We start from the raw sequence: 13,232 nt of genomic DNA on the forward strand, positions 1-13,232 counted from the left end.
AGCGCGCCTACGAGCTGAGTCGGGCGCCTACGAGCTGAGTCGGGCGCCTACAGGTTGAGCCCAGCGCCTACGAATTGAGCCGCGCGCCTACGAGTTGAGCTCCGCCAGCACCCGCAGCGAAACGGGATCCGGCGCCAGCGCCAGCAGATCGGTCACCGGGCCCTTGCGCCACAACTCCAGCCGCTCGGCGATGCGTTCGCGCGGCCCGACCAGCGAGATCTTGTCGGCGAACGCGTCCGGCACCGCCAGCACCGCCTCCTCGCGGTGCCCTTCGAGGAACAGCCGCTGGATCCGCCGGGCCTCCTCCTCGTACCCCATGCGACCCATGAGGTCGGCGTGGAAGTTGCGGGCCGCGTGACCCATGCCGCCGATGTAGAAACCGAGCATCGCCTTCACCGGGAGCAGCCCCTCGGCGATGTCGTCGCAGACCTTCACCCGGGCCATCGGGGCGACCATGAACCCCGGCGGCAGATCGGCAACCGCCGCGCCGTAGACCTCGGGGCGGCCGGGCGCCCAGTACAGCGGCAGCCAGCCGTCGGCGATCCGAGCCGTCTGGGCGACGTTCTTCGGCCCCTCCGCGCCGAGCAGTACGGGCAGGTCGGGGCGCAGAGGATGCGTGATGGGCTTGAGCGGCTTGCCGAGTCCGGTGGCGTCCGGGCCGTCGTAGGGCAGCGGGTGGAAGTGTCCGGCCAGTTCCACGGGTGCCTCGCGGCGCAGGACCTGCCGTACGACCTCGACGTACTCCCGGGTCGCGGTGAGCGGCGAGCGGGGGAACGGCCGCCCGTACCAGCCCTCGACGACCTGCGGGCCGGACAGGCCGAGCCCCAGCAGCATCCGCCCGCCGGAGAGATGGTCCAGGGTGAGCGCGTGCATCGCGGTCGTGGTCGGTGAGCGCGCCGCCATCTGCGCCACCGCCGTACCCAGCCTGATCCGTGACGTCTGCGCGGCGATCCAGGTCAGCGGGGTGAACGCGTCCGAGCCCCAGGACTCCGCGGTCCACACCGAGTCGTAGCCCAGCCGCTCCGCCTCCCGCGCCAGCGGAACGTGGTCCGCGGCCGGTCCGCGTCCCCAGTAACCCAGTGCGAGCCCCAGCCGCATGGCGCGCCTCCCGGTCTCCCGCCCCGCAGATATCTGATGAATATCTGATGCTGTGTCAGTTCAGTTCGGTTCCGTGACTGTACGACAACAGCCCCCCGCCCGGAAGGGCGAGGGGCTGTACGGCGATGCCGGTGCCGAGGGTCCTGGGGGTCAGCCGCGCTGGATGCCGGAGGTGTCCTGGAGTACGCCGCGGCGGCCGTCCTGGGTCTGGGCGACCAGAGCGGGACCGCGCTGCTCGACCGCCAGGTACCAGGTGCCCGGCGCCAGTTCGGCGATCGGCGTCTGCGAGCCGTCCTCGGGGAACAGCGGCCGCGGCACCGGCACGGCGAACCAGAACGGCGAGAAGTCCCCGCCGACCGACGGCTGCGACGGCTGCTGCGGCTGCGCGGGCTGCGGGGCGCCGAACGGCGACGGGCTCTGCTGCGCGGGGCCGCCGAACGACGGCTGCGGCGCGCCCGGGTAGCCGTAGCCGCTCTGGGGCTGCTGCATGCCGTAGACCGGCGGGGCGGGCGGGCGCGGGGTGGCGCTCATCAGCGGCGCCTTGAGGGCCGGGACCAGTTCGGTGGCGACCGCGGCGGCCGCGAGGACGAGCGCGCCGATGAAGCCGAGGATCAGGCCGGCGGCGGCGTCGAGGGTGCTCGGGACGTCCACCAGAGTCCAGAACATGATCCACGCGACCAGGACCGTGAACGCGACGCCGACCGTCCCGAGGTCCAGTCCGGCGACCTTGCGGGCCTGCGGAAGGCAGCGGTTGACGACGATCAGGGCGGCGCCGATGACGCCGCCCATGTAGATGCCGAAGCCGGTGCCGAGGCTGTCCCAGGCGTTTTGGTCCACGGGGAAGTTGGCGGACGAGTAGAAGTTGAGGAACGACGCGATGAACAGCAATACCGCTGCTCCGATCACCACGCCGTCGCCTCGAGTGAGGGAGCGGATATTCACTTCAGGTCCTTCGCAGATCGTCTCGTCGTCGGTCGTAGGTCGTCTCGTCGTCGGCAGGGACGGCATCGCTGCCACCAAGTCGCCGTATGTCGCCGTGCGGCCCGGTGGGAAGCGTGGGGCGGCCCCTCGCCGTACGCACGACAGTATCGCCCGTTCGATCAGTATGTCGGCCCTGATGGGCGCCCGGTTCCCGCAGGTCAGTTCCCGCTCAGGAAACTCACGATTCCTTCAGAGATGCCCTGCGCCGCTTTCTGCCGCCAGGCCCCGCTGGTCAGCAGTGCCGCGTCCTTGCTATCGCGCATGTTGCCGCACTCGATGAACACCTTGGGAACCGTTGACAGATTGAGACCACCCAGGTCCTGACGTGTGACGATCCCGGTGCCGTTCCCGATGTAGTTGGAGGGCGGCTCTTCCGTGACGCGCAGGAAGTCGCCCGCGACGCGCTCCCCGAGCGCCTTGGAGGAGGCGACGATCGGGCGGGTGTCGGCCGCGCCCTTGTGCACCGAACCCGGCAGGATCACATGGAAGCCGCGGTTGCCGGCCGCCGAGCCGTCGGCGTGCAAGGAGATCGCGGCGTCGGCGTGGGCGTCGTTGCCGATGCGGGCGCGCTGGTCGACGCACGGGCCCCACGAGGGCGAACCGTCGTCATGGGTCAACTTCACCGTGACGCCCTGCTCCTGGAGCAGCGTGCGCAGCCGGTGGGCCACGTCCAGGGAGAACTTGGCCTCCGTGTAACCGGAGTTGGTGGAGGTGCCGGTGGTGTCGCACTCCTTGCGGTTGGTCCCGATGTCCACCTGGCGGGCGATCTGAGACGTGTGATCGAAGTTGCCGGGGTTGTGACCCGGGTCGATGACGACGACCTTGCCCTTGAGAGGGCCCGCGCCCGCGGCGGGTGGAGGCGATCCGGCGGGGGTGGTACGGCCCTTGCCCTTGCCGCCACCGGGGGTGGCTGAACCGGGCGGCACGCTCCACGGGGAGGACGAGGAGGGGTCCTTCGCCGTCGACCCGGGAGCGGACGCCGTCGCACGCACCGACTCCGTGCCGGAGCCGCCGCCCGGCGTCCCCGACGCCTGGTACAGCACCCATCCCAGCAGCGCGCCCGGCACCAGCGCGGCCAGCGCGACGGTCAGCGGGCGGCGCAGCGGGGAGCGACGCGGCTGTGGCGGTTCGAATTCGGGGCCTGAGTACGACACGTCAGCGACTCTAACCGCGCCCCGGGGCCGACGACGCCGTTCGCCGCAGCACGCGCAGTGAGCCGGTCGCCGAGACCTCGGTGAACATGCCGGACTCCAGGGCCCGCAGCCAGACGCGGTACGGGGCCTGGCCGGTGAACTCGTCCAGCTTCTCAGGGAAGACGTCGTGGATCACGAGGAGGCCCCCTGCGGCCAGATGGGGGGCCCAGCCGTCGTAGTCGGCGTTCGCGTGCTCGTCGGTGTGGCCGCCGTCGACGAAGACGAGACCGAGAGGGGTGTTCCAGAAGGCGGCCACCTGCGGGGAGCGGCCCACCAGTGCCACCACGTGGTCTTCGAGCCCCGCCCGGTGCAGTGCCCGGCGGAAGGCGGGCAGCGTGTCCATCACCCCCAGCTCCGGGTCCACCGTCTCCGGGTCGTGGAAGTCCCAGCCGGGCTGCTGCTCCTCGCTGCCCCGGTGGTGGTCGACGGTGAGCGCGGTCACTCCGGCCCGGCGGGCCGCGTCGGCCAGCAGGATCGTGGAACGGCCGCAGTACGTGCCGACTTCGAGGAGCGGCAGGCCGAGCCCGCCCGCCTCGACGGCCGCCGCGTAGAGGGCCAGGCCCTCGTCGGGGGGCATGAAGCCCTTGGCCGACTCGAATGCGGCGAGGACGGCGGGGGTGGGTGCCGTGGGCATGGGCGCGGGTCTTCCCTCCGGTGGTACGCGTCGCGCGGACGGCGCGTCGTACTAGCGACGCGTCGTACTAGTGGTGCGCCGTACGACTGTACGAGTGCTTCGGGCGCCCATGCTGCCGCACACCCCGCCGATGGAGCGACTCGCGCTGTCACAGCCATCCCTGGCTGCGGGCCTCCCGCATCGCCTCCATCCGGTTGCGGGTGCCGGTCTTGCCGATGGCCGAGGAGAGGTAGTTGCGGACCGTGGACTCCGACAGATGGAGCCTCGCCGCAATGTCGGCGACGGTCGCGCCGTCCGCGGACGCCTTCAGTACGTCGCACTCGCGCGCCGTCAGCGGATTCGGACCCGCGCTCAGCGCCGCCGCGGCCAGCGCCGGGTCGATCACCGTCTCGCCGGTCAGCACCCGCCGTACGGCGGCGGCCAGTTCCTCCACTGGCCCGTCCTTGACGAGGAACCCCGCCGCGCCCGCCTCCATGGCCCGGCGCAGATAGCCGGGTCTGCCGAAGGTCGTGAGTATCAGCACCCGGCAGTTCGGTACCTGCTCGCGCAGCAGTGCCGCCGCGTCCAGGCCGCTCATGCCGGGCAGTTCGATGTCCAGCAGGGCGACATCGGGGCGGTGGTTCAGTGCCGCGTCCACGATCACGTCGCCCGCGGCGACCTGCGCGACGACCTCGATGTCGGGCTCCATGCCCAGCAGCAGCGCCAGCGCGCCCCGCATCATCCCCTGGTCCTCCGCGAGCAGGACCCTGATGCACTTCGCCGGCCGGTGATCGCTGGGCATCTCGTTCACGGGACAAGGGTAACGGGGCGGTCGGCGGAAGATTCCTCGTCATTCCGTTCCGCATGTCTTGACGGCCCCCGGCACCAGGAAAACAATCGCCTCTGCATTCCCCGCATTCAGCGGAACACCTTGGCAATTCCTGTGCACCACCGAATTCAGGAACGTTCGATATTTCGACTGCGGTCAGGTTCGGTATTTCGGTCGAACAATGGTCGGCATGTCGAACAGTCGCTATGTCGAACGACCCGCTCGTGCTCACGCTCGTGCTCCATCCGCACCCGCACCCCCACCCGCCCGCACCGCCTACCAGGAACGGAAGAGGTAGCTGTGTCCTTAAACCCCCTCGCCGCACTCGCGCGTCGTACCGATCGGCGTCGTACCGATCGGGGCCGTGCCAGACTGCTCGGCGCCCTGCTCAGCGCAGTGGCGCTCCTCCTCGGCCTCTCGATCGGCGTCGGCGCTCCTCCGGCCGCCGCCGCGAGCTCGCTGCCCTGTGACGTCTACGCCGCCGCCGGCACCCCCTGCGTCGCCGCGCACAGCCTGGCCAGGGCGCTGTACTCGTCGTACAGCGGCTCGCTCTACCAGGTGCAGCGCGCCTCCGACAGCGCGACGGCGAACATCGGTCTGCTGGCCACCGGCGGCTACGCCAACGCCGCCGCGCAGGACTCGTTCTGCTCCGGTACGACCTGCATCATCACCAAGATCTATGATCAGTCCTCGCGCCACAACGACCTCACCATCGAGGGAGCGGGCGGCGCCGGGGCGGCCGACGTCGGCGCGCCCGCGGACGCGCTGCCGGTGACCGTCGGCGGCCACCAGGTCTACGGCCTGGAGATCTCCGCCGGCATGGGCTACCGCGACAACTCCACCTCCGGTGTCGCCACCAACGGCGGGGCCGAGGGGATGTACATGGTGACCTCCGGCACCCATGTCAACGGCTCCTGCTGCTTCGACTACGGCAACGCCGAGACCAACAACCTGGACACCGGCAACGGCCACATGGACGCCATCAACTTCGGCACCGAGTGCTGGTTCGCACCCTGCTACGGCTCGGGCCCCTGGGTCCAGGCCGACCTGGAGAACGGCCTGTTCCAGTCGAACCTCGGCTATAGCACGAACTCCTCGAACACCGGGACCGGACCGCTGCCGTTCGTCACCGCTCTGCTGAAGAACAACGGGCAGAACCATTTCGCGCTGAAATACGGCAATGCGCAAACCGGCGGACTTACCACCACGTATTCCGGGAGTGAGCCGACCGTGAACGGCGGCGGTTACTCACCGATGCACCAGGAGGGCGCCATCGTCCTCGGCACCGGCGGCGACAACAGCAACGGCTCCATCGGCTCCTTCTTCGAGGGCGTCATGACCTCGGGCATCCCGACCGACGCCGCCGACGACGCCGTACAGTCCAACATCGTGTCCGTCGGCTACGGCGGCGCGACCGGCAGCACCGGCACGCTGAGCCCCGGCTCGGAGATCTCCCTGCGCGCCACGACCTCCTGCTGCACCACCGACTACATCCGGCACCAGAACAACGCGGCCGTGCTGTCCTCGGTGACCTCCAGTAGCTCCAGCCTCGACAAGAACGACGCCACCTGGATCGTCCGCAGGGGCCTCGCCGACGCCTCCTGCGTGTCCTTCGAGTCGCGCAACTACCCCGGCGACTTCCTGCGGCATTACAACTACCAGCTGCTGCGGCAGCCGATGACCGGCACGGCCCAGTTCCGGGCCGACGCCACGTTCTGTCCCACGACGGGAAAGAGCGGCACGGGCACGTCGTTCGCCTCGTACAACTATCCGACCAGATACCTGCGGCACTACAACCTCAACCTCTACATCGCGAGCAACGGCGGCTCGAACGCCTGGGACAGCACCACGTCGTGGACCGACGACGTGAGCTGGGCGGTCACCGCACCCTGGGCGCCGTAACAGCGCCGGGGTACGGCGCGGCCTCCGCCGTCGGGTCTCCCGTCTCCAGCGGGAGCTCGGCGGTGACCGTGAAGCCGCCTCGCGGTGCCGGGCCCGCGCGCAGCGAGCCGCCCGCCGCCGCGAGGCGCTCCGTCAGCCCCGTGAGCCCTGTGCCGCCGATGCCGCCGACGTCCGCCGTGACACCGGTGGAACCGGCGGCACCGGGCTGCCCGCCCCTGCCGTCGTCGGTGACCGTCAGCCGGATCCGTTCCGTGCCGGACTCCACCGCGATCTCGCAGCGGGCGGCGCCGCTGTGCCGCAGCACATTGGTCACCGCCTCGCGGACCACCCAGCCCAGCAGGGCCGCGGTCTGCGGGGCGAGCGGAGTGCCCGACTGCCGTACGACCGGTGTCACCCCCGCCGCCGACAGCGCCGACGACGCCCGGGTCAGCTCGGCAGCGAGGCTGCCCTGGCGATACCCGGTGACCGCCTCGCGGATCTCGGTGAGCGCCTGCCGTCCCACGGACTCGATGTCGCCGATCTGCGCCAGCGCCGCGTCCAGATCGCGCCCGGCCAGACGGCGGGCCGCCTCCGACTTCACCACGATCACCGACATGGTGTGCCCGAGCAGATCGTGCAGATCGCGGGAGAACCGAAGCCGTTCCTTCTCGACCGCCTGCCGGGCCAGCTCCTCGCGAGCCGCACGCAGCTCCCGCACGGCCTCGCTCAGCGACAGGATCGCTGCCGTGACCATGCTCGACAGGAAGGTGCCGTAGGCGATGCTGATCGCGTTCGACCAGTCGTGCAGACCCGCGACCAGGCCCGCGAACACCGCCAGCAGCAGCCCGGCCCGCCCCAGCCAGGGCCCGCGCAGGGTCGCCCCGGTGGCGAGGCCGAGCAGCGGGAAGAACAGCAGCCAGCTGCCGCCGTAGGCGACGGCCAGTGCCGTGGTCACCATGCCGAGCAGCAGCAGCGCGACCCGGGTGGAGGTCGCCTCGCGGCGCTCGCGGTCGAAGGCGCGGAAGGCGACGTAGATGTAGAGGGAGTTGAACGTCAGCAGGCCGAGGCCGCCGATCCAGGGGTTGGCGGTCTTGCCCTGGAGGATGTTGGAGAGGGAGCCGAGGCCCATCAGCAGCCAGGGGAGCAGGGTGAAGCCGGTGGGCGGGGGGCCGGGGTGCTCGGTCCGGTCACCGGCTTTCCCGGTCCGGTCTCCGGCCTGCTCGGTCCGGTCTCCGGCCTTCTCGGTCCGTCTGCCGGATCGGCACTGCAGCCTCTGCCACCACGACATGGTTCCGTCTCCCTGCTTCCCTCGTCCGTGTCCTGCCGTCTGTGTCCTGCCTCCTACGACGCTACGGACTCGCCCGGTCGCCCGGCAGAGGCGGATGCATGGACCCGGGCAGTACAAATGTCACACGCTGGCGGCGAGTGAAGCTGACACACTGTCAGGAGCCTTCACAAGTGTGAGGGGCTGGGCTATACAGAGGGCGCCGGATTGGAACGCGTTCTAGGTCGGCCCACCCGGCCGTCGCAGGGTGTTCCGGATCGGCCCGTGACGACCTCGGTACGGCCGACGGTGCGGACGGCCGTGCCGGGGTCTTGCGCCACGGCGGCCCGCCAGACACGCCCTAGGGCCCGCGAAGCCCCTCCCACCCCTGGAGCCCCATGCCCATCGACGCAGCCAAGGCCCTCGCGGCCGAGCCACGGACCGGCGAGATCGCCTGGGACCGCAGGGACGTCCAGCTCTACCACCTCGGCATCGGCGCCGGAGTCCCTGCCACCGACCCCGACGAGCTGCGCTACACCCTGGAGTCCCGGCTGCAGGTACTGCCCAGCTTCGCCACCGTCGCGGGCAACGGCTCACCGGGCGTGATCAGCGGCCTCGCCATGCCCGGCGTCGACGTCGACCTGGCCCGCGTCCTGCACGGCGGGCAGACCCTCACCCTGCACCGTCCGATCCCGGTCGAGGGCAGAGCCACCGCCACCGGCAGGGTCGCCGCCGTCTACGACAAGGGCAAGGCGGCCGTGCTCGTCATGCGCACCGAAGTCGCCGACGCCGACGGTCCGTTGTGGACCAACGACGCGCAGATCTTCGTACGCGGCGAGGGCGGCTGGGGCGGCGACCGCGGCCCCTCCATCCGCCGTGAACCCCCGGCAGGGGACCCCGACCGGACCGTGGACCGTCCGATCCGCGAGGACCAGGCCCTCCTCTACCGCCTCTCCGGCGACTACAACCCCCTGCACGCCGACCCGGAGTTCGCCAAGCTCGCCGGATTCGACCGGCCCATCCTGCACGGGCTGTGCACCTACGGCATGACGCTCAAGGCGGTCGTCGACACGCGGCTCGCCGGTGATGTGAGCCGGGTGCGCGGATACGCGACGCGGTTCGCCGGGGTGGTGTACCCGGGGGAGACGCTGCGGATCCGGATGTGGCGGGGGGACGGGGAGATCCGGGTGGCCGTCGACGCCATGGAGCGGGACGAGGCGCCGGTCCTGGCGGACACCGTCGTCCAGCATTCCTGACCTTGCGAAATCGATCAGCCGAGCCTTCGAGGGGAGCCGCACCATGCGCGCAGCCGTACTTCAGGAGACAGGGCAGGACAAGCTGGAGGTCCTCGACGACATCGAGGCGGCCGGTTTCGGCCCCGGCCGGGTGCGGATCCGGGTGCGGGCCACCGGGCTGTGCCACTCGGACCTGTCCGCGATGAACGGCGCACTGCCGCAGCCGGCGCCCTTCGTCCCCGGCCACGAGGGCGCGGGGGAGGTCGTCGAGGTCGGGGAGGGCGTCACGCGTCTGAAGCCCGGCGACCGGGTCGTCGTCTGCTGGCTGCCCGCGTGCGGTGCCTGTCCCGCCTGCAAGCGCGGCCAGACCGAGTTGTGCCTCGCCGGATTCATGAACGCGGGCACCCCCAACTTCAAGCGCCCCGGCGCCAATGCCGATGTGTTCGGCTTCGCGGGCACCGGCACCTTCGCCGAGGAGGTCGTCGTGGACGCCGGCTGCGCGGTGCCGATCCCGGACGACGTGCCCTTCGACATCGCCGCGCTCATCGGCTGCGGCGTCACCACGGGACTCGGCGCCGCCCTCAACACCGCCGATGTGGCCGCCGGTTCGTCGGTCGCGGTGATCGGATGCGGCGGCGTCGGGATGTCCGCGATCCAGGGGGCGCGGCTCAAGGGCGCCGCCGAGATCGTCGCCGTGGACCCGGTCGCCTCCCGGCGTGAGGCCGCGCTCGGCTTCGGCGCTACAAGGGCGGTCTCGCCGGATGAACTCCCGGACGCCAAGCAGCGGATCACCGCGGGAGAGGGCTTCGACTACGTCTTCGAGGTGGTCGGCCGCTCGGCCACCGCGCGGACGGCCTACGACAACACCCGGCGCGGCGGCACCATGGTCGTGGTCGGCGCGGGCGCCATGGACGACTTCCTCCAGCTCAACATGTTCGAGCTGTTCTTCGACGAGAAGCGCATCCTGCCCTCGATGTACGGCGGCGGGGACGTGGTGCGCTCCTACGAGCGGACGATCGCCCTGTGGCGGGCGGGCCGTATCGACCTCGCGGGCCTGATCACGCACCGGGTGCCGCTGTCCGGGATCAACGAGGCACTGGACCAGATGCGCACGGGCACGGCGCTCCGTACCTGCATCGAGATCTGACGGAGACTCATTTTCATGTCGATGCCAATGCCAGCGTCTCTCAGGCCACTTGAGGGCCTCTCGGCGATCGTCACCGGCGCGGGCCGGGGCCTGGGCCGGGCCGAGGCGCTCGAACTCGCCCGGCTGGGCGCGGCCGTGGTCGTCAACGACTACGGCCGGTCCGGCCGGGACGGCTCCGGTGCGGCCTCCGCGGCACCGGCGGAGGAGACCGCCGCCGAGATCCGCGCGGCGGGCGGCACCGCGCTCGCCCACACCGGGGACGTGGCCGACTTTCAGCAGGCGAGGGAACTGGTGGAGTCGGCCATCGGCGAGTTCGGCAAGCTCGACATCCTGGTCAACAACGCGGGCATCCTGCGCGACCGTATGGTCTTCTCCATGTCGGAGGACGAGTGGGACTCGGTGATCCGGGTCCATCTCAAGGGCCACTTCAACACCACCCGCTTCGCTGCCGCGCACTGGCGGCAGCGCTCCAAGTCGGCCGGTGGTGAACGGGTGTACGGGCGGATCGTGAACACCTCCTCGGAGGCATTCCTCGCCGGATCCGCCGGACAGCCCAACTACGCGGCGGCAAAAGGCGGAATCGTCGGCCTGACCACCTCCACCGCCCTCGCCCTCGCCAAGTACGGCGTCACCGCCAATGTGATCTGCCCGCGCGCCCGCACCCGGATGACGGAGGACGTCTTCGCCGGGATCGGGCAACCGGCGGAGAACGAGGGGGGCTTGGACCCCTTGGCCCCCGAACATGTGGCGCCGCTCGTCGGCTACCTCGCCTCACCGGCCGCGGAGCGGATCAACGGCCAACTGCTCGTCGTGCACGGCGGGATGGTCGCCGTCGTCGAACGGCCGCGGGTGCGGGCGCAGTTCGACAGCAAGCAGGACACCTTCAGCTACGACGAACTCGACGCCCTGCTCACCCCGCACTACGCGGACCGCCCGCAGGGGGAGACGTTCGCGGCGGCGGAGGTTCTGGGACTGCGGAGGGGCGGGTCGCGGACGTCCTGACATAGTCGCCGGACGTCCTGACGTAGTCGTCAGGCACGCGGCAAAGGAGCGGCCCCGCCCTCCCGAATCAAGTCGCATTGAGTCGAGTAGGAAGGACGGGGCCGGTTGTGCACTGCGCTGACCGCTGACCTGGTCGTCAGGCGGCCATCTCGGTCTCCGCGGCGGGCTTGCGGTGCCGACCCCGAGGGGTCTGCTGACCCCGAGGGGCCTGCTCGGCATCAGGGGCCGAGATCGGCCCCCGGTGCCTGCCCTGACCGTGATCCATGGCCTCCTGAGAGCCGGCATGCAGCGGCTGAGTGGTGCTGGTGTCGCTCATCGGAAGAATTCACCCCGTCAAACATGATCTTTCTGGCAACCGGGCGAGTTTAACCGGCGCACCAGGGGCCGACCGGGCCCCACACGCCAACCGGCACGACTTCGTTACCTGGTTGCAGCACGAGCCGTGAGCGGGGCCTGCTGAAGGGGCACGGGACGGGGTGCGGCGGGCTGTACAGACCCGGGTCCCACGGCCCCATCGGGCCGGTTGACCTGGGCCGATGTGCCCACGGCGCCCGCCGGACCCGCCGAGTTCACCGACTTCACCGCCATCACCGGCTTCGGCGCCCCCGGCGGCCGTACCGGCACGGTCAGCCGCGCCACCCCGCACGGCACCTCCGGGGTGGCGTACGGCAGCCGGAGCACCCCCTCCGGCGTCCACAGCCCGGTGCCGGTGAGCCAGCCGTCGGGCGGGGCGAGATGGTGGACGTACCGTTCCGCCGGCCGCCACACACCGACCCAGCTGCCGAGCGCGCCGTCGATGCGCAGCGCCACCGCGCAGCCCTCCGGCTGGAGCATCTGCCCCGGCTGGACGGCGAACGGCGTGACCACGCAGTCCGGCAGCCGCAGACACTCCGGGAAGCGCACCGGCAGCGTGCTGCCGAGCACCCCCCAGCCCAGCCGGTCCTGCCCGGGCGAAGGCGCGTCGGAGCGGACCAGCAGCAGTCCGCTGTCCGGGTCGGCGAGCAGCACCCGGTCGGCGCTGCGGTCGGCGATCTGGAGCAGCGGGGAGACCTCGCCGCCGCGCTCCAGGTCCACCACGACCGCCTTGGTGAGCCCGGCGACCTCCCGGTCGAGGGCCAGCATCCGTCCGGCGCGGTCGAGCCAGACCCCGCCGGAGCAGCGGCCGGGGATCTCGGCGAGCAGCTCGGGCCCGTGTCCGCCACCCGCCACCAGCCACAGTTCGCTGGTGTACCGGCCGACGACGAGGGCGTACGCCCGCTCACCGCACGGCGCGGGCGGCAGCAGCCGCAGCCTGCTGTCCTCGTCGGGGCACTCGACGGTGCCGAGCGGCAGCTCGCCGGTGCCGGGCCCGGTGGGGTAGAGCAGCGCGAAGGTGTGCCGCCGGGCCGCGATGGTACGGCGGATCAGCACCCGGCCGTCGCCCATCGGCTGCACATCGGTGCCGGGTGCCTCGGGGCGGGCGCCGGGGAGGGGGACGGCGTAGGGCTCGGGGCCGTCGAGGGTCCAGCGCTCGGGGTACCAGGCGTCGTCGGCCGGGCCGGGGCCGGGATGGGCATTAGGGCCGGGGCCGTTGCTCGCGTCCGCCGGGTGGCCCCCCGGCCGGTCGCCGATCGGCCCCCGGGCCCGCGCCAGACGGGCCGCGTAGGCGCCGTCAGCAGTGATCGTGCACGCCGGCCGGGGCATGGGGGCGACGAGGGAAACACCGTCGGGTCCTCCACCGTCACGGGGCAGGCCCTCGGGTCCGCCCTCGGGCCCCTCCCATACGTCCGTGCCGCCGTCCGCCACGACCTCGATCGCAGACGCCGTCATGGCGTGATCACCTCCGGTCACCTCGGGTCACCTCTGGTCGTCTCCGGTGACGAAGCTAGTTTTCGTACGCACGGCCGTGGGAGCGGTGAGCAGGGGCTTCACACATAAGGGTGGCGCAGAAGCGTTTCTTCTGAGGGTGGCGGAACGTATGTGCTGGCGGGCGAGGTGTTGACGGGCACG

Annotated in this window: 11 protein-coding genes; 4 read left to right on the top strand and 7 right to left on the bottom strand. The window is 71.3% G+C overall.

Annotated elements, in window-relative coordinates; translation table 11 throughout:
• Positions 1 to 87: 87 nt before the first annotated feature.
• From ACSYGN_RS29445 to ACSYGN_RS29465, 5 genes are all read right to left on the bottom strand, one after another.
• The gene (locus tag ACSYGN_RS29445) at positions 88 to 1,098 is read right to left on the bottom strand and encodes an LLM class F420-dependent oxidoreductase (protein ID WP_460400878.1); all 1,011 of its coding nucleotides are present in this window, start codon (positions 1,096 to 1,098) and stop codon (positions 88 to 90) included.
• Between the two features lie 150 nt (positions 1,099 to 1,248).
• Positions 1,249 to 2,040, bottom strand: coding sequence for a hypothetical protein (locus ACSYGN_RS29450; RefSeq protein ID WP_460400880.1), 792 nt, complete (start codon positions 2,038 to 2,040; stop codon positions 1,249 to 1,251).
• 197 nt (positions 2,041 to 2,237) lie between these two features.
• Positions 2,238 to 3,233 carry an N-acetylmuramoyl-L-alanine amidase gene (locus ACSYGN_RS29455; protein WP_460400882.1) on the bottom strand — a complete coding sequence of 332 codons (996 nt, stop codon included), beginning with the start codon at positions 3,231 to 3,233 and terminating at the stop codon, positions 2,238 to 2,240.
• Between the two features lie 10 nt (positions 3,234 to 3,243).
• The gene (locus ACSYGN_RS29460) at positions 3,244 to 3,906 is read right to left on the bottom strand and encodes a class I SAM-dependent methyltransferase (RefSeq protein ID WP_460400884.1); all 663 of its coding nucleotides are present in this window, start codon (positions 3,904 to 3,906) and stop codon (positions 3,244 to 3,246) included.
• A 148-nt stretch (positions 3,907 to 4,054) separates the two neighbouring features.
• Complete coding sequence (locus ACSYGN_RS29465; RefSeq protein WP_460403809.1) at positions 4,055 to 4,687, bottom strand: response regulator; 633 nt, start codon at positions 4,685 to 4,687, stop codon at positions 4,055 to 4,057.
• A 399-nt stretch (positions 4,688 to 5,086) separates the two neighbouring features.
• Between ACSYGN_RS29465 and ACSYGN_RS29470 the strand changes: the two genes are divergently transcribed.
• Complete coding sequence (locus tag ACSYGN_RS29470) at positions 5,087 to 6,616, top strand: alpha-L-arabinofuranosidase B (RefSeq protein ID WP_460403811.1); 1,530 nt, start codon at positions 5,087 to 5,089, stop codon at positions 6,614 to 6,616.
• Here the strand turns inward: ACSYGN_RS29470 and ACSYGN_RS29475 are convergent.
• Entirely contained in the window at positions 6,594 to 7,883 is a 1,290-nt protein-coding gene (locus ACSYGN_RS29475; RefSeq protein ID WP_460400886.1) for a histidine kinase, read from the bottom strand. The two genes, ACSYGN_RS29470 and ACSYGN_RS29475, sit on opposite strands and share 23 nt — an antisense overlap.
• A gap of 374 nt (positions 7,884 to 8,257) precedes the next feature.
• On the opposite strand from ACSYGN_RS29475, the gene ACSYGN_RS29480 reads away from it, so the two are divergent.
• From ACSYGN_RS29480 to ACSYGN_RS29490, 3 genes are read left to right on the top strand one after another with little or no spacing between them, the layout of a single operon-like run.
• Positions 8,258 to 9,115, top strand: a complete 858-nt coding sequence (locus tag ACSYGN_RS29480; protein WP_460400888.1) for a MaoC/PaaZ C-terminal domain-containing protein — start codon at positions 8,258 to 8,260, stop codon at positions 9,113 to 9,115.
• A 43-nt stretch (positions 9,116 to 9,158) separates the two neighbouring features.
• On the top strand, positions 9,159 to 10,241 hold the full coding sequence (locus ACSYGN_RS29485) for a Zn-dependent alcohol dehydrogenase (RefSeq protein WP_460400890.1): 1,083 nt from the start codon (positions 9,159 to 9,161) through the stop codon (positions 10,239 to 10,241).
• Between the two features lie 21 nt (positions 10,242 to 10,262).
• Positions 10,263 to 11,243 carry a 3-oxoacyl-ACP reductase gene (locus tag ACSYGN_RS29490; protein ID WP_460403813.1) on the top strand — a complete coding sequence of 327 codons (981 nt, stop codon included), beginning with the start codon at positions 10,263 to 10,265 and terminating at the stop codon, positions 11,241 to 11,243.
• 420 nt (positions 11,244 to 11,663) lie between these two features.
• On the opposite strand, the gene ACSYGN_RS29495 is transcribed toward ACSYGN_RS29490, so the two are convergent.
• A complete protein-coding gene (locus ACSYGN_RS29495) occupies positions 11,664 to 13,052 on the bottom strand; it encodes a hypothetical protein (RefSeq protein WP_460400892.1) in 1,389 nt (462 codons plus the stop codon).
• Between the last annotated feature and the right edge of the window lie 180 nt (positions 13,053 to 13,232).

This window comes from Streptomyces sp. YIM S03343 (assembly GCF_054729195.1).